The following is a 14,859-nucleotide window of genomic DNA, read 5'->3' on the forward strand; positions in this document are numbered from 1 at the left end:
CCCGGCCAGTCCCCCGACGCGGTCGGATCACGGATACAGCAGGTACCCCTCGCGCACCGCCCCGAAGCGCGCCAGCCCCGCCGCCCAGTCACCGGCCACCTCGTCCACGTCCGCCCCCGCGTCCACCAGCGTCCGCACCCGGTCCGAGCCGGTCAGCCGGTCGATCCAGTGGTCCGCGCGCCAGCCGAATCCGCTCCACACCCGCCGCGCCGTGATCAGCAGTCCGATCCCGGCCCGCACCGGGTCGAAGGCCTCCCGGTCGTGCACGATCAGCCGGACCCCGCCGCACACCTTCCCCACGTGCTTGGAGAAGGTCGGCGTGAAGTACGCCTCCCGGAACCACACCCCGGGCAGCCCCAGCGCGTTCGCCGCCTCCGCCCACCGCCGGTCGATCCCCTCCGCACCGACCACCTCGAAGGGCGTGGTCGTCCCGCGCCCCTCGGAGAGGTTCGTCCCCTCGAACAGACAGGTGCCGGCGTACGCGAGGGCCGTGTCCGGGGTCGGCATGTTCGGGCTCGGCGGCACCCAGGGCAGCCCGGTCTCCGCGAAGAACGACTCCCGCCGCCACCCGGACATCGCCACCGTCCGCAGCCTGGCCGGGCGGTCCGTCAGGAACTCTGCGTTGAAGAGCCGGGCCAGTTCGGCCGCCGTCATCCCGTGCGCGAGGGCGATCGGCTCCCGGCCGACGCTCGCGTACGGCCGCTCCAGCACGGGCCCCGCGGCCCGCCGACCGCCCACCGGATTGGGCCGGTCCAGCACCACGACCGCCTTGCCGGCGAGCGCGGCCGCGCGCATGCAGTCGTAGAGGGTCCAGATGTAGGTGTAGAAGCGCGCCCCGACGTCCTGGATGTCGAAGACGACGGTGTCGATCCCCGCCGCCGTGAACACGTCCGCGAGCTTCTGCCCGCTCTTGTCGTACGTGTCGTACACCGGCAGCCCGGTCGCCGGATCCCGGGAGGCCCCCTCCGAGTCGCCCGCCTGCGCCGTTCCGCGGAAGCCGTGCTCGGGCCCGAACACCGCCACCAGGTCGACCCGTTCGTCCGCGTGCAGCACGTCGACCAGGTGCCGGGCGTCGGCGGTGATCCCGGTGGGGTTGGTGACCACCCCGACCTTCTGCCCGGCCAGCGCGGCGTACCCGTCCGCGGCGAGCCGCTCGAAGCCGGTACGCACCCGGCCGGCCGCCGCAGCGGCCCCGGCCGCCCCGCCCGCGCCGGACCCGGCGGGCCCGGACCGTCGCGGCCCCGCCGCCCCCAGGGCGCCCGCCGATCCGATGGCCCCCGCCAGTCCCAGCACCCCGCGTCGCGACAGCGTCATCCCGCCACGCTAAAGGCCGCGCCCCTTTCCTCCTGACATACCGACCAGTTAGTATGCCCGCCATCCGGCATCCGGCCGCACGAGAGGTGGACCCCGTGAGCGCGTACCAGGACCAGCGAGTCGTCGTCACCGGCGCGGGCGGCGGCATCGGCGCCGCCCTCGCCCACCGCTTCGCGGCCGAGGGCGCCACGGTGGTCGTCAACGACCTCGACCCGGCCAAGGCCGCCGCGGTCGCGGCCGCCATCGGCGCGCAGGCGATCCCGCTTCCGGGCGACGCCTCGGCGATCGTGGCCGAGGCCCGCGAGGCCCTCGGCGGCACGGTCGACGTCTACTGCGCCAACGCCGGACTCGCCTCGGGCGGTGACGCCTTCGCCGACGAGGCCGTCTGGGAAGCGGCCTGGGACACCAACGTCATGGCCCACGTCCGCGCCGCCAGAGCGCTGCTGCCGGACTGGCTGGAGCGGGAGAGCGGCCGCTTCGTGTCCACCGTCTCGGCCGCCGGGCTCCTGACCATGATCGGAGCGGCCCCGTACAGTGTCACCAAGCACGGTGCGCTCGCCTTCGCCGAATGGCTCTCGCTGACCTACCGCCACCGCGGGCTCCAGGTCCACGCCATCTGCCCGCAAGGGGTGCGCACCGACATGCTGACCGCCGCGGGCTCGGCGGGCGAACTCGTGCTCGCGCCGACCGCGATCGAGCCGGAGGCGGTCGTGGACGCGTTGTTCGACGGCATGGAGAAGGGCCGGTTCTTGATCCTCCCGCACCCCGAGGTCGCCGATTTCTACGCCGCCCGCGCCACCGAGCCGGACCGCTGGCTGAGCGGCATGAACCACCTCCAGCAGAAATGGGAGACCCGGTGACCCCCTCCCGGCACGCCTCCGACGCCTCCCGGTACGCTGCCAAGCCGTGGCTCGGGCTGCTCGCCGCGGCCCAGCGGGCGCCCGTCGCCCCGCCGCCCACCGTGCTGCACGCCTTCCGCGAGGCCGTCGCCCGGGCCCCCGGACGCGTCGCCCTCGCCTACTTCGACGGCCGGATCGGCTACGCGGAGGCCGACGCGCTCTCCGACTCCGTCGCAGGCCACCTCGCGGCGCGCGGCATCCGCCGCGGGGACCGGGTCGCCGTCATGCTGCAGAACACCCCGCACTTCGTGCTCGCCGTCCTCGCGGTATGGAAGGCCGGGGCCGTCGTCGTCCCGCTCAACCCCATGTACAAATCAGGCGAGGTCGGGCACATCCTCCGCGACTCCGGGGCCGCCGCACTGGTCTGCGACGGCGGCGCGTGGCCGGCGTACCTGCGCGAGGCCGCGCGGGACAGCGCCGTGCGGACCGTGCTGACCGCGTCGGAGCTGGACTTCCAGACGCGCAACGACCCGCGCGTCTTCGGCCCGGAGCGGGACCGGGACACGGCCCCCGCCCGGCCGTTCGTGCCCGCCCAGGCGGACGCGCCGGACACACCGGAAGCGCCCGACGCCGTGCCCCACCGGGACCGGCCGGCCGGCCCGGACGCCGTAGGCCCGAGCACCGCCGACCTCCTCACCGTGGCCCGCGGCAGGCGACCCGCCCCGGCCGACCCCTCCCTCACCGCCGCGGACATCGCCCTCATCAGCTACACCTCCGGCACCAGCGGCACCCCCAAGGGCGCGATGAACCCGCACGGCGCGCTCACCTACAACGCCGTCCGGCAGGTGACCTCCCACCCCCTCCCCGAGGGCGCCGCCTACTTCGCCCTCGCGCCCCTCTTCCACATCACCGGCATGGTCTGCGAGCTCGCCGCCTGCCTCGTCAACGCTGGCACCCTGGTCCTCGCCCACCGCTTCGACGCCGGCGCCGTCCTCGACGCCTTCCTCGAACACCGCCCGGCCTACACCGTCGGCCCGGCCACCGCCTTCATGGCCCTCGCCGCCCACCCCGGGGTCACCCCGGACCACTTCGCCTCGTTCCAGGTGATCTCCTCCGGCGGCGCCCCGCTCCCGCCCGCGCTCGTCGAGCGCCTGCGCACCGCCTTCGGCTTCTACCTCCGCAACGGCTACGGCCTCACCGAGTGCACCGCACCCTGCGCCAGCGTGCCCGTCCACCTCGAAGCCCCCGTCGACCCGGCCTCCGGCACCCTCTCCGTGGGCCTGCCCGGCGCCGACACCGTGGTCCGCATCCTCGACGAGCAGGGCGCCGAGGTCCCCTTCGGCGAGACCGGCGAGATAGCCGTCCGCGGCCCCCAGGTGGTGCCCGGCTACTGGGGTCTGCCCGCGGAGTCCGCCCAGGCCTTCCCCGGCGGCGAACTGCGCACCGGCGACGTCGGATTCATGGACCCCGACGGCTGGCTCTACGTCGTCGACCGCAAGAAGGACATGATCAACGCCTCCGGGTTCAAGGTCTGGCCGCGGGAGGTCGAGGACGTGCTCTACACGCACCCCGCCGTCCGTGAGGCCGCCGTGGTCGGCGTCCCCGACGCGTACCGCGGGGAGAGCGTGAAGGCGTACGTGAGCCTGCGTCCCGGCACCGCGGTGGAGCCGGCGGAGCTCGCCGCCTACTGTGCCGAGCGCATCGCCGCGTACAAATACCCGCGCCAGGTCGAGATCCTGCCTGTCCTTCCGAAGACGACCAGTGGCAAGATCCTGCGACGGGAACTGCGCGATCGCGGCTGAAAACAGTCGGACGGTCGTACAGCTGGTCGCCGTGACCAGGCAGGAACGAGGAAGGGAAGGTCAGCGCCATGGCGGCACGGACCACGGAACCCGCAGGCACGCACGAGGCCCCGGTACCGCAGCGGCTGCTGGCCGTCGCCACCCGGCTGTTCGCCGAGCGCGGCTACGACCGCACCTCGGTCCAGGAGATCGTCGAGGCGGCCGGTGTCACGAAGGGCGCGCTCTACCACTACTTCGGGTCCAAGGACGATCTGCTGCACGAGGTGTACGCGCGGATGCTGCGGCTCCAGCAGCAGCGCCTGGACGCGGTGGCCGATTCCGACGCACCCGTCGAGGAGCGGCTGCGCACCGCGGCCGCCGACGTGGTCGTCACGACCATCGAGAACCTCGACGACGCGATGATCTTCTTCCGGTCGATGCACCAGCTCAGCCCGGAGAAGTCCAAGCAGGTGAGGGCCGAGCGCCGGCGCTACCACGAGCGCTTCCGGGCGCTGGTCGAGGAGGGCCAGCGTACGGGTGTCTTCTCCAGCGCCACCCCGGCCGACCTGGTGGTGGACTACCACTTCGGCTCCGTCCACCACCTGTCCACCTGGTACCGGGCGGACGGCCCGCTCACGCCTCAGCAGGTCGCCGATCACCTCGCCGACCTGCTGCTGCGCGCGCTGCGTCCGTAGGACCGGCGCACGGGGCCCCCGCCTCGTACGGATCCCCCCGGGTCCGTACGAGAAGAGGGCCCCTGGGAGCTTCGGGACGCCTATCGGGTCACCGCTACGGGGTGACCTTCAGCAGCTTGTTCGCCGTGCCCGCGGACGGGTTGGTGACCGCCCCGGACGTGGCCGCCCCGGTCAGTGCCGCGGCTGCCTGCGCCGGAGTCGCGGACGGGTGGCCCGCCAGGTAGAGCGCCGCGGCCCCGGCCGCGTGCGGGGCCGCCATGGACGTGCCGGAGATGGTCTTCGTCCCCGTGTCGCTGTCGTTCCAGGTGGACGTGATGTCCGAGCCCGGCGCGTACAGGTCGACCACGGAGCCGAAGTTCGAGAACGAGGACTGCGCGTCGTCGATCGTGCTCGACGCCACCGTGATCGCCTCCGTGACCCGGGACGGCGAGCCCTGGCCGGCGTCGGCCGACTCGTTGCCCGCCGCCACGGTGAAGGTGACACCCGCGGCGACGGCCCGGCGCACCGCCTCGTCGAGGGCCTCGTCGGCGCCGCCGCCCAGGCTCATGTTGGCCACCGAGGGCCCCGAGTGGTTCTTCGTGACCCAGTCGATCCCGGCGACCACCTGCTCGGTGGTGCCGGAGCCGTTGTCGTCCAGCACCCGCACCGCGACGACCTTCGCCTTCTTGGCGACGCCGTGCGTGGTCCCCGCGATGGTGCCGGCCACGTGCGTGCCGTGGCCGTTGCCGTCGTCGGCGCTGTCGTCGTTGTCCACCGCGTCGAACCCGGACGTCGCACGGCCGCCGAAGTCCTTGTGGGTGGTGCGCACGCCGGTGTCGATGACGTACGCCGTCACGCCCTCACCGCCGCCGTCGGGGTAGGTGTACTTCTTGTCGCCCGCCTTCGCGGTCTGGTCGATCCGGTCCAGCCCCCATGACGGCGGGTCGGTCTGGGTGGCGTTGATGGTGAACTTCTTGTTCTGCACGACCTTGCCGACGGCCGGGTCCGCGGCGAGCCGCTTCGCCTCGGTCTCGCTGAGGCCCGAGGCCGAGAAACCGTTGACCCCGGAGCCGTAGGAGCGCTTCAGCTCGCCACCGTACTTGCGGGCGAGCTGTTCCTTGTTCGCGGATGCGTCGAGTATGACGACGTAACTTCCGCTGATCGCGCCGGGCGCGCCGAGGCCGTACACCGTGCCTTCGGGCGGTGTCGCCGCTCCCGCGAGGGGGGTGGCGAGCAGGGCCACGGCAGCGGCTGTGGCCACTCCCGTGCCCACTGCCGCGTACCGGAAACCGCGCGAGCGCTTATGAGTTGCCATCTGGAGGGTTCTCCTCGTGTTGACGTTGGGGGCGTCAGACCTTCTGGAGAACCCTGTTCCGATTGACAGGCGCAAATCAAGAACGCTTTGGGGTTACGGGGTTGTTCAACAAGGTTTCTTAAAGGGTCCCCCGCACCGCCTTCACCTCGCACACGAGTTCATATGAACTCCCGCACGATTCCCACACGTTCACGAGCGGCCGGCCGCGTACCGCTTCAACTCCCGCCTCGCCAAAGACCGCTGGTGCACCTCGTCCGGCCCGTCGGCCAGCCGCAGGGTCCGCGCCGCCGCCCACAGTTCGGCCAGCGGGAAGTCCTGGCTCACCCCGCCCGCGCCGTGCAGCTGCACCGCGTCGTCCAGGATCCGCACCACCGCCCGCGGGGTCGCGATCTTGATGGCCTGGATCTCGGTGTGCGCGCCCCGGTTGCCGACCGTGTCCATCAGCCAGGCCGTCTTCAGCACCAGCAGCCGCAGCTGCTCCACCGTCACCCGGGCGTCGGCGATCCAGTTCTGCACGACGCCCTGGGCGGCCAGCGGCTTGCCGAACGCGGTACGTTCCACCGCGCGCCGGCACATCAGCTCGATGGCCCGCTCCGCCATCCCGATCAGCCGCATGCAGTGGTGGATGCGGCCCGGGCCGAGCCGGGCCTGGGCGATGGCGAAGCCGGAGCCCTCCTCGCCGATCAGGTTCGCCGCCGGGACCCGGGCCCCGTCGAAGACCACCTCGGCGTGGCCGCCGTGGTCGTGGTCCTCGTACCCGTACACCTTCATGGCCCGGTGCACCTCGACCCCCGGGGTGTCGCGCGGCACCAGGACCATCGACTGCTGGCGGCGCGGATCGGCGCCTTCCGGGTCGGTCTTGCCCATCACGATGAAGATCTCGCAGTCCGGGTTCATCGCCCCGGAGATGAACCACTTGCGGCCGGTGACCACGTACTCGTCACCGTCGCGCTCGATGCGGGTCTCGATGTTCGTCGCGTCCGAGGAGGCCACCTCGGGCTCGGTCATCGCGAAGGCGGAGCGGATCTCGCCGGCCAGCAGGGGCTCCAGCCAGCGCTTCTTCTGCTCCTCGTTGCCGAACTGGGCGAGCAGCTCCATGTTCCCGGTGTCCGGGGCCGCGCAGTTGGTGGCCATCGGCGCCAGGTGCGGGCTGCGGCCGGTGATCTCGGCGAGCGGCGCGTACTGGAGGTTGGTCAGCCCCGCGCCGTGCTCCGCGTCCGGCAGGCTGTGCTGGTCTACGAAGAAGAGGTTCCACAGGCCCTGTCGGCGCGCCTCGGCCTTCAGTTCACCGAAGACGGCCGGGGTGTCCCAGGGCGAGGCCAGCCGTGCGCGCTGCTCGGCGGCGACGGGCTCCGCCGGGTAGACGTACTCCTCCATGAACGCGAGCAGCCGCTCGCGGAGTTCCTCGGTCCGGGTGTCGAATGCGAAATCCATGGGTGAGTGCCTCAGCCTTCCTGGCGGTCCTGGCGGTCCTGGAGAGTGGTCAGTCCGTGCTCGATGAAGACCGGGACCAGCTCGCCGATCCGGTCGAAGCCCGCCCCGACGGTCTGCCCCAGCGTGTAGCGGTAGTGGATGCCCTCGAGGATCACGGCGAGCTTGAACCACGCGAAGGCCGTGTACCAGGCGATGGCCCCGGTGTCCCGGCCCGAGCGGGCGGCGTACCGCTCGACGAGCTCGGCCGGCGTCGGATGGCCCGGCGCCCCGCTCGTCGTACTCACCGGCGATCCGGTCAGGCCCAGGTCCGAGCTGTACATCACCAGCAGCCCGAGGTCGGTCAGCGGATCCCCGAGCGTGGACATCTCCCAGTCCAGCACGGCCCGGATGGTGTCGGTGCCGGACGGGGATCCGCCGATCAGGACGTTGTCGAGCCGGAAGTCCCCGTGCACCACGGTCGGGGCGGGGGAGTCGGGCAGCGCCCGGCCGAGCGCGCCGTGCAGCTCGTCGATCCCGGCGAGCTCCCGGCCCCGGGAGGCCGCGAGCTGCTTGCCCCAGCGGCGCAGCTGCCGGTCCAGGAAGCCCTCGGGCCGCCCGAAGTCGCCGAGGCCCACCGCTTCCGGGTCCACCGCGTGCAGGTCGACCAGGGTGTCCACCAGTCCCAGCACCGCCCGCCGGGTCCGCTCCGGGCCGATCGCGGCGAGCTGCCCGGCCGTCCGGTACGGCACCCCGTCCACGAACTCCATGACGTAGAACGGCGCCCCGAGCACGGCCTCGTCCTCGCACAGGAGCAGCGGCTCGGGCACCGGCACGGCCGTGCCGTGCAGCGCCTCGATGACCCGGTGCTCGCGCCGCATGTCGTGCGCGGTGGCCAGGACGTGGCCCAGCGGCGGCCGGCGGACCACCCAGCGGGCGGTCCCGTCGGTGATCTCGTAGGTGAGATTCGACCGGCCGCCCTCGATGAGCCGGCCGCGCAGCGCCCCGGACACGAGTCCCGGCCGGGCCCGGTCGAGATGACCGCGCAGCCGTTCCAGATCCAGGCCGCGCGGGTCGTCCGGGGCTGAGGTCATGGTGCGCACCTCCGTGCGATTCGACGGGACGAGGGGAAGGGCGACGGTGCGTCGGAGCACCGTCGCGAGCCATCATGCCGACCAGTCGGTATGTCGTCCAGAGGCCGGGCGGAAAGAAAACTCTCCGCCCGGTGAGATCCGGTGGGATCCGGTGGTCTCCTGGGGTCTCCGGCGACGTCAGGCGTGGCAGAGGATCGGTGTTCCGCCGTTCATCACGGTCATGTCCGTCAGGACCGCCAGGATGTCCAGCGGCGCGCCCTCCGGCCGACCGGCCAGCTCCGCGTACGCCCGGTGCACGTTCGCCACCAGCCGCTCGCTCTCCCGCCAGGAGCCGAACTCGCCGAGGTCGGCCTGCTGGGCCACCTCCAGCGGGGACAGCCCCTTCACCCGCCCCTCCCGGGCGAGCTCGGCCACGTACCGCAGGTAGCGCTCGGTGGAGTCGTACGCCGAGGGGTCGGTCAGGGGTCCGTGGCCCGGTACGACGGTCTCCGCGTCCAGCGAGCGCAGCAGCTCCAGCGCCCGCAGCGAGCCGGCGAGGGAGCCCATCGCCAGGAACGGGGTCCCCCCGGCGAAGACCAGGTCGCCGGTGAACACCACCCGCTGCCCGGGCAGCCACACGACCGAGTCCCCGGTGGTGTGTGCGACACCCGGATGGATGACCCGCACCTCCGTCCCGCCGACGTGCAGGGTCGCCCGGTCGCTGTAGGTGAGGTCGGGCGGGACGATGTCGATCGCGCCGAAGTCCGTGGCGGGCCAGATCAGCTCCAGCTGGTGCCCGGCCGCGAGCTGCTCGGACCGTGCGTTGTCGTGTCCGAGGATCAGGGCCTCGGGGGCGAAGACGCCGTTTCCGTACGTGTGGTCGCCGTGGTGGTGGGTGTTGACCACGGTGCGGGGGAGCGGTGCCCCGGCCGCCACGATCGCGGCGCGCAGGGCCAGGGCCCGGCGCTCGGTGGCGGCCGTGTCCACGAGAAGGGTCCGGCTCCCGTCGGTCACGAATCCGGCGTTGTTGAGGCACCAGCCGCCGTCCGGCTGGACGTAGGCGTACACCCCCGGTGCGGGCTGGACGAGGTAAGGCTCTTCGACGGACATGTGCGCTCTCCCCGGGTCGCTTCGGCGAACGGTCGGCATCCTGCCAGCCGTTGCCGCGCCGGGGGAGGGCGGGTACCGCTCCTGACCGGAACCTTCGGCCGGTGGCCCGGCCGGCGATCCGGCCGGTGATCCGGTCAGCGGTCAGATCAGCAGTCAGATCTGTGGTCGGGCCGGTCGTCGGGTCAGTGGTCGTCGTAGTGTCCGTCGTGCTCCGCGTGCCGGTGCCCGTCGTGCAGGTAGTCCACGTGATCGCCGTGCCGGACCGTCTCGTGCCCGCAGTCCGTGCCGTGCGCGTGCGCGTGGCCGTCGTGCGTGGTGTGCCCGCTGGGCTCGCATTCGTCCCAGTGCCCCGAGTGCTCCCGGTGCAGATGGCCGTCGTGCGCGTAGTCGACGTGGTCGCCGTGCGCGACCGCCTGGTGCCCGCAGTCCGTACCGTGGGTGTGCTGGTGCGTGGGGTGCTCGTGGTGCAGGGTCGTCATGGCGCCGAGGTTAGTGCGGATTGCCGGATATCGCCCGTTGTGTCGCAATGGCGCGGCGAAGCGCGATCATCACACCGGCGGGCGGCTCAGAGGATCACCGTCATCGCGAAGACCGCCAGTGCCACCGTGCACGCCACCACCGCCAGGGCCGCCTGCGGCGCCAGCTCCCGCGGCCGGCCGGCCGCCAGCGTCCGGATCCGCCGGTGGGCCACCCACAGGAACGCCAGCCAGATCAGCGCGATGGCCGCCGCCCCGGCCAGCTCCACCGGCGCGCCCGTCCCGCGCAACGCCTGCCGCAGCGCCAGGACCGCCACCACCGAGCAGGCCAGCGTCGTACGCCGCCACGCGAGCCGGGTCCGCTCGGGCTGCAGCCCGGCATCGCGGTCCGTGCCCGAGGCGCTCACCGCCCGGTCGTCCAGCCCAGCAGCACGACCACCACCATCGTCACCGCCACCAGCCCCACGCCCAGGCTCAGCAGCACCGGGAAGCGCGACAGCGGCAGATCCTCGCCCCGCCGCATCGCCCGCTCGCACCGCACCCAGTGGTTCACGGCCCGCAGCGCACACGCCGCGCCCACCGCGAGCAGCGTGAAGGCCATCCCGACCCGCACCCCCCAGCGCAGGTCCGGCAGGAACTGGTCGACGGCGAAGCCGCCGCCCACCAGGGCCAGCGAGGTCCGGATCCAGGCGAGGAAGGTCCGTTCGTTGGCCAGCGAGAAGCGGTAGTCCGGGGTCTCGCCCTCGTCCCTCAGCCGCGAGGGTGCGAACCAGAGGCGCACGTCCTTGGCGAAGTCGATCACCCGATAAATCTACAAGCGGGATTCCGGATGCGCGCGCAGCCGCCGGTACGCCTCCAGGCCGTCCGGCACCCAGGCCCACCCCCCGCCGTCCACCCGCCGGTCCAGCTCCTCCTGCGTGAGGTACGTGTGCCAGTCGACCTCGGAGACCTGGGGGGCCACGGGCAGCTCGCACCGCACCTCGTGCACGTACGACCACCAGGCCCCGCCCGGACCCTCGTACAGGAACTTGAACAGCGGCGTCGGCTGCGCCAGCCCCCGCACCCCCAGCTCCTCCTCGGCCTCACGCAGCGCGGCCTGCGCGTAGCTCTCGCCGGCGCCCAGCACCCCGCCCACGAACATGTCGTAGTGCGAGGGGAAGACCAGCTTCGAAGCGGTCCGCCGGTGTACGAAGATCCGCCCCTCCGCGTCCCTGGCCTGCACGAACACACAACGGTGGAGCAGTCCCCGGGCGTACACCTCGCCCCGCGGGGCCTGCCCGACGACCCGGTCGTCCCGGTCCACCACGTCCAGCACTTCGTCAGCGGCACTCATACAGGTCATCCAATCACCGCTGTTGACTGGTTACCGCTCCGTAGCCAAGGATCTGCCCCACCACCGACGGAGGACGGGTATCCGCATGACGTACGACGCAGACGTGATCGTGATCGGAGCCGGGCTCGCGGGGCTCGTGGCCACCGCCGAGCTCGTCGACGCGGGCCGCAAGGTCATCCTGCTCGACCAGGAGCCGGAGCGGTCGATCGGCGGCCAGGCGCACTGGTCCTTCGGCGGGCTGTTCTTCGTGGACTCGCCCGAACAGCGCCGGATGCGGATCAAGGACAGCCACGCGCTCGCCCTCCAGGACTGGCTGGGCACCGCCGGCTTCGACCGCGAGGAGGACGCCTGGCCGCGCCGCTGGGCCGAGGCCTACGTGGACTTCGCGGCCGGCGAGAAGCGCTCCTGGCTGCACGCCCAGGGCGTCCGCTTCTTCCCGGTGGTCGGCTGGGCGGAGCGCGGCGGCTACGACGCCAACGGGCACGGGAACTCCGTACCGCGCTTCCACATCACCTGGGGCACCGGCCCCGGCCTGGTGGAGCCCTTCGAGCGGCGGGTGCGGGCCGGTGTGGCCCGCGGCCTGGTCCGGTTCGCGTTCCGCCACCGGGTCACCGGGCTCTCCGCCACGGCCGGCGCGGTGGACACCGTGACGGGCGAGATCCTGGAACCCTCCGACGCCGTACGCGGCACCCCCAGCAGCCGCGAGGCCACCGGCACCTTCACCCTGCGGGCCCAGGCCGTGATCGTCACCAGCGGCGGCATCGGCGGCAACCACGACCTCGTCCGCGCGCAGTGGCCCGCCCGGCTCGGCACGCCGCCGCGGCGGATGCTCTCCGGGGTTCCGGCGCACGTCGACGGTCTGATGCTCGGCATCGCGGAGCGGGCGGGCGCCAGCCACATCAACAAGGACCGGATGTGGCACTACACGGAAGGCATCCAGAACTGGGACCCGATCTGGGCCCGGCACGGCATCCGCATCCTGCCCGGCCCCTCCCCGCTGTGGCTGGACGCGACGGGCAAGCGGCTGCCCGTGCCGCTCTTCCCGGGCTTCGACACCCTCGGCACGCTCGACCACATCATGAAGACCGGCCACGACCACACCTGGTTCGTGCTCAACGAGCGCATCATCGGCAAGGAGTTCGCCCTCTCCGGCTCCGAGCAGAACCCGGACCTGACCGGCAGGTCGATCCGCGACGTCTTCACCCGCGCGCGCCAGGCCGTACCCGCCCCGGTCCGCGCCTTCATGGACAACGGCGCCGACTTCGTCGTCGAGCGGGACCTGTCGGCACTGGTCCGCGGGATGAACGCGGTCACCAAGGAGGACCTCCTCGACGAGGCCACCGTCCGGGGCGAGATCGTGGCCCGCGACCGGGAGATCGCCAACCCCTTCACCAAGGACCTGCAGGTCACCGCCATCCACGGCACCCGCAGATACCTCGGCGACAAGCTGATCCGCACGGCCGCCCCGCACCGGATCCTGGACCCCAAGGCCGGCCCGCTGATCGCGGTGCGGCTGTCGATCCTGACCCGCAAGTCCCTGGGCGGCCTGGAGACCGACCTCTCCTCACGCGTCCTGACCGCGTCCGGCGAACCGCTGCCGGGCGTCTACGCGGCGGGCGAGGCGGCCGGATTCGGCGGTGGCGGGGTGCACGGGTACCGGGCTCTGGAGGGCACCTTCCTCGGCGGGTGCATCTTCTCGGGCCGGGCGGCGGGCCGCGCCGCGGCCCGGGCCGTCGGCTGACGTCCCCCTGCGGCGACGCCTGACGTCCCCCGCCGGCGAGGCCTGACGTCCCCTGCGGCGAGGCTCGCCGTCAGGCCAGCCGTTCGGTGACCCGGAACCGCTCCGCGACGACGAGGGTGTCGTCGTCGACCGTGAACCCCGGGTCACCGATCACTGCGCGCACCGGCTCGCTGTGCCAGAACTCCTCGTGTGCCGTACGCCATTCGGCCACCGACGTGTACCCCTCGCCCTCGTCGAGCGCGTGCGGCAGCCCGATGTCCCCGAGCCGCAGCACCTCCACGGCGGTCACCTCCACCACCGCCACCCCGCGCTCCGCGGAATCCACCAGCAGGGACCGGGCACCCGGCCGCGGCAGCGGCTCGTCCTCGGCCTCGTACTCCGCGAGCAGGCCGGTGGCGCTGGTCTTCGCTCCGCTCAGTACGGCCGCGACCAGCTGGTCGCGCAGCGGACCGGGGAACCCCAGCAGATACGGGGGAAGATCGTCGCAGGTGGTCATGCGGCCACCCTACGAGACGGCGCGGACACCCACAGATCCGGCCAGTCCGCCTCAACTCGTACCACCGTCGGAGCAGTTGAAACCCGCCACGCAGTGGACCGGACCTTGACGCGGAGCTGGGCGTACCGCTTTGCTGTGCGTGATCACCGGCGCGCTCACCGTCGCGATCCCCCGCCCCACCCGGCCGAAGCCCTCGCGTGCGCCTTGCGCGGGTATCCGGCCACCGCACCCCTCGTCCGCCCGCGTCCTGGAGGGAAACCCGCGGATGTCCCCGCCTCCGCCGCCCCTCGGCCGCGCCCGCAAGCGGGAGGCCCAGCTCTTCGACCCGGCCCTGTGTGACGCCGAACTCGTCGACGTGCGCTCCCAGTTCACTCAAGGCCGGTGGACGCGGGCCCGTTCCCTCCTCGTCGGTACCGGCGACGACTGGGACCGCCGCGGCCACCGCGTCGTCGTCCTCGCGCAGACCCCGGCGGCCGCCGCCTGGGCCCGTGAGTGGCTGCTCGCCGAACCGGAGAGCGCCGACGCCGCCACCCTGCTCGCCTGCGCCGCCGTCTTCACCGCCCTGCGCCAGAAGGGCACCCCGGCCGCGGCCGAGGAAGCCTGCCGCCGGGCCGCCGCCCTGCACCCGGCGGACCCGACGCCCTGGCTCGGGCTGCTCCTGCTCTCCCGCGCCTTCGGCAGCGAGGAGGAGTTCAGCCGCCACTTCGACCAGGTCCGGGCCCGCCACCGCGAGCACCACCACGCCCATCACCTGATGGTCGCCAGACTGGCCGAACGCACCCTCGGCTCCGGCCAGGACCCGCTCCACGAGGTCTACGACTTCGCGTCCTGGGCCGCCGAGGAGTCCCCGGCCGACTCTCCGCTCGCCGTGCTCCCCGTCGTCGCGCACGCCGAGCGGTACCGGGTGCTGGCCGCCATGCACGGGCACTCGCCCGAGTCGGCCGCCGCCCACTGGGCGGGCCGCCGCGCCCGCCAGGTGCTGCGCTCCGCCTTCGACTGGTGGCTGGAGTGGGAGCGCGAGGACCACCCCCGCAACCGCGTCGACCTCAACTTCCTCGCCCACGCCAAACTCTGCGAGGGCCGCCCCGCCGAGGCCGCCGCCCTCTTCCACCGCATCGGCAGCCATGCCACCCGCGCCCCCTGGTCCTATCCGGACCGGGACCCGCAGAAGGCCTTCCTCGCCGCCCGGGGCGTCGCACTCGGCACCGCCTGACCGCACCGCCTGACCGCACCCCCGATCGCGCCGCCCGACCGCACCGCCCGCGGACGCCCCGAAGACGCCCCCCGAGTGCCCATC

Annotated in this window: 15 protein-coding genes; 5 read left to right on the top strand and 10 right to left on the bottom strand. The window is 73.0% G+C overall.

The features are described 5' to 3' along the window. Nucleotides 1-27 precede the first annotated feature (27 nt). The gene (locus ACZ573_RS27290; protein WP_471308670.1) at nt 28-1,314 is read right to left on the bottom strand and encodes an exo-beta-N-acetylmuramidase NamZ family protein; all 1,287 of its coding nucleotides are present in this window, start codon (nt 1,312-1,314) and stop codon (nt 28-30) included. 53 nt (nt 1,315-1,367) lie between these two features. Between ACZ573_RS27290 and ACZ573_RS27295 the strand changes: the two genes are divergently transcribed. From ACZ573_RS27295 to ACZ573_RS27305, 3 genes are all read left to right on the top strand, one after another. Continuing rightward, complete coding sequence (locus ACZ573_RS27295; protein ID WP_471308674.1) at nt 1,368-2,174, top strand: SDR family oxidoreductase; 807 nt, start codon at nt 1,368-1,370, stop codon at nt 2,172-2,174. Next, complete coding sequence (locus ACZ573_RS27300; protein WP_471308677.1) at nt 2,159-3,955, top strand: class I adenylate-forming enzyme family protein; 1,797 nt, start codon at nt 2,159-2,161, stop codon at nt 3,953-3,955. The genes ACZ573_RS27295 and ACZ573_RS27300 overlap by 16 nt, the downstream gene beginning before the upstream one ends. 68 nt (nt 3,956-4,023) lie before the next feature. Then, complete coding sequence (locus ACZ573_RS27305) at nt 4,024-4,629, top strand: TetR/AcrR family transcriptional regulator (RefSeq protein ID WP_030010409.1); 606 nt, start codon at nt 4,024-4,026, stop codon at nt 4,627-4,629. Nucleotides 4,630-4,723: 94 nt separating this feature from the next. On the opposite strand, the gene ACZ573_RS27310 is transcribed toward ACZ573_RS27305, so the two are convergent. The 8 genes from ACZ573_RS27310 to ACZ573_RS27345 all read right to left on the bottom strand — a co-directional run bounded on the left by ACZ573_RS27310 (nt 4,724) and on the right by ACZ573_RS27345 (nt 11,325). Next, a complete protein-coding gene (locus ACZ573_RS27310; protein ID WP_471308680.1) occupies nt 4,724-5,923 on the bottom strand; it encodes a S8 family peptidase in 1,200 nt (399 codons plus the stop codon). Between the two features lie 189 nt (nt 5,924-6,112). After that, nucleotides 6,113-7,357: an acyl-CoA dehydrogenase family protein gene (locus ACZ573_RS27315; RefSeq protein WP_471308684.1), complete on the bottom strand. Its 1,245-nt coding sequence runs from the start codon at nt 7,355-7,357 to the stop codon at nt 6,113-6,115. Between the two features lie 11 nt (nt 7,358-7,368). Continuing rightward, entirely contained in the window at nt 7,369-8,427 is a 1,059-nt protein-coding gene (locus ACZ573_RS27320) for a phosphotransferase family protein (RefSeq protein ID WP_471308688.1), read from the bottom strand. A gap of 177 nt (nt 8,428-8,604) precedes the next feature. Further along, complete coding sequence (locus ACZ573_RS27325; protein WP_471308691.1) at nt 8,605-9,516, bottom strand: MBL fold metallo-hydrolase; 912 nt, start codon at nt 9,514-9,516, stop codon at nt 8,605-8,607. Nucleotides 9,517-9,698: 182 nt separating this feature from the next. Continuing rightward, nucleotides 9,699-9,995, bottom strand: coding sequence for a hypothetical protein (locus tag ACZ573_RS27330; protein WP_471308694.1), 297 nt, complete (start codon nt 9,993-9,995; stop codon nt 9,699-9,701). Nucleotides 9,996-10,081: 86 nt separating this feature from the next. Next, a complete protein-coding gene (locus tag ACZ573_RS27335) occupies nt 10,082-10,399 on the bottom strand; it encodes a DUF202 domain-containing protein (RefSeq protein WP_471308697.1) in 318 nt (105 codons plus the stop codon). Then, nucleotides 10,396-10,794, bottom strand: coding sequence for a YidH family protein (locus tag ACZ573_RS27340; protein WP_471308700.1), 399 nt, complete (start codon nt 10,792-10,794; stop codon nt 10,396-10,398). Before ACZ573_RS27340 ends, ACZ573_RS27335 begins: the two co-directional genes overlap by 4 nt. A gap of 9 nt (nt 10,795-10,803) precedes the next feature. Then, a complete protein-coding gene (locus ACZ573_RS27345; RefSeq protein ID WP_471308702.1) occupies nt 10,804-11,325 on the bottom strand; it encodes an NUDIX hydrolase in 522 nt (173 codons plus the stop codon). An 85-nt stretch (nt 11,326-11,410) separates the two neighbouring features. On the opposite strand from ACZ573_RS27345, the gene ACZ573_RS27350 reads away from it, so the two are divergent. Next, entirely contained in the window at nt 11,411-13,066 is a 1,656-nt protein-coding gene (locus tag ACZ573_RS27350) for an FAD-binding dehydrogenase (RefSeq protein WP_471308704.1), read from the top strand. A 70-nt stretch (nt 13,067-13,136) separates the two neighbouring features. Here the strand turns inward: ACZ573_RS27350 and ACZ573_RS27355 are convergent, their stop codons facing one another. Beyond that, nucleotides 13,137-13,562 (bottom strand): ASCH domain-containing protein, encoded by a 426-nt coding sequence (locus ACZ573_RS27355; protein WP_471308709.1) that lies wholly within the window; start codon nt 13,560-13,562, stop codon nt 13,137-13,139. 265 nt (nt 13,563-13,827) lie between these two features. On the opposite strand from ACZ573_RS27355, the gene ACZ573_RS27360 reads away from it, so the two are divergent. Beyond that, entirely contained in the window at nt 13,828-14,775 is a 948-nt protein-coding gene (locus ACZ573_RS27360) for a hypothetical protein (RefSeq protein ID WP_471308713.1), read from the top strand. The last annotated feature ends 84 nt before the right edge of the window (nt 14,776-14,859 follow it).

The organism is Streptomyces sp. NPDC040545 (assembly GCF_055595065.1).

Excerpts from the sequence above, each read along its gene's own strand:
- ACZ573_RS27290 (WP_471308670.1), bottom strand. The coding sequence starts at position 1,314 with ATGACGCTGTCGCGACGCGGGGTGCTGGGACTGGCGGGGGCCATCGGA.
- ACZ573_RS27295 (WP_471308674.1), top strand. The coding sequence starts at position 1,368 with ATGCCCGCCATCCGGCATCCGGCCGCACGAGAGGTGGACCCCGTGAGC.
- ACZ573_RS27300 (WP_471308677.1), top strand. The coding sequence starts at position 2,159 with ATGGGAGACCCGGTGACCCCCTCCCGGCACGCCTCCGACGCCTCCCGG.
- ACZ573_RS27305 (WP_030010409.1), top strand. The coding sequence starts at position 4,024 with ATGGCGGCACGGACCACGGAACCCGCAGGCACGCACGAGGCCCCGGTA.
- ACZ573_RS27310 (WP_471308680.1), bottom strand. The coding sequence starts at position 5,923 with ATGGCAACTCATAAGCGCTCGCGCGGTTTCCGGTACGCGGCAGTGGGC.
- ACZ573_RS27315 (WP_471308684.1), bottom strand. The coding sequence starts at position 7,357 with ATGGATTTCGCATTCGACACCCGGACCGAGGAACTCCGCGAGCGGCTG.
- ACZ573_RS27320 (WP_471308688.1), bottom strand. The coding sequence starts at position 8,427 with ATGACCTCAGCCCCGGACGACCCGCGCGGCCTGGATCTGGAACGGCTG.
- ACZ573_RS27325 (WP_471308691.1), bottom strand. The coding sequence starts at position 9,516 with ATGTCCGTCGAAGAGCCTTACCTCGTCCAGCCCGCACCGGGGGTGTAC.
- ACZ573_RS27330 (WP_471308694.1), bottom strand. The coding sequence starts at position 9,995 with ATGACGACCCTGCACCACGAGCACCCCACGCACCAGCACACCCACGGT.
- ACZ573_RS27345 (WP_471308702.1), bottom strand. The coding sequence starts at position 11,325 with ATGAGTGCCGCTGACGAAGTGCTGGACGTGGTGGACCGGGACGACCGG.
- ACZ573_RS27350 (WP_471308704.1), top strand. The coding sequence starts at position 11,411 with ATGACGTACGACGCAGACGTGATCGTGATCGGAGCCGGGCTCGCGGGG.
- ACZ573_RS27355 (WP_471308709.1), bottom strand. The coding sequence starts at position 13,562 with ATGACCACCTGCGACGATCTTCCCCCGTATCTGCTGGGGTTCCCCGGT.
- ACZ573_RS27360 (WP_471308713.1), top strand. The coding sequence starts at position 13,828 with ATGTCCCCGCCTCCGCCGCCCCTCGGCCGCGCCCGCAAGCGGGAGGCC.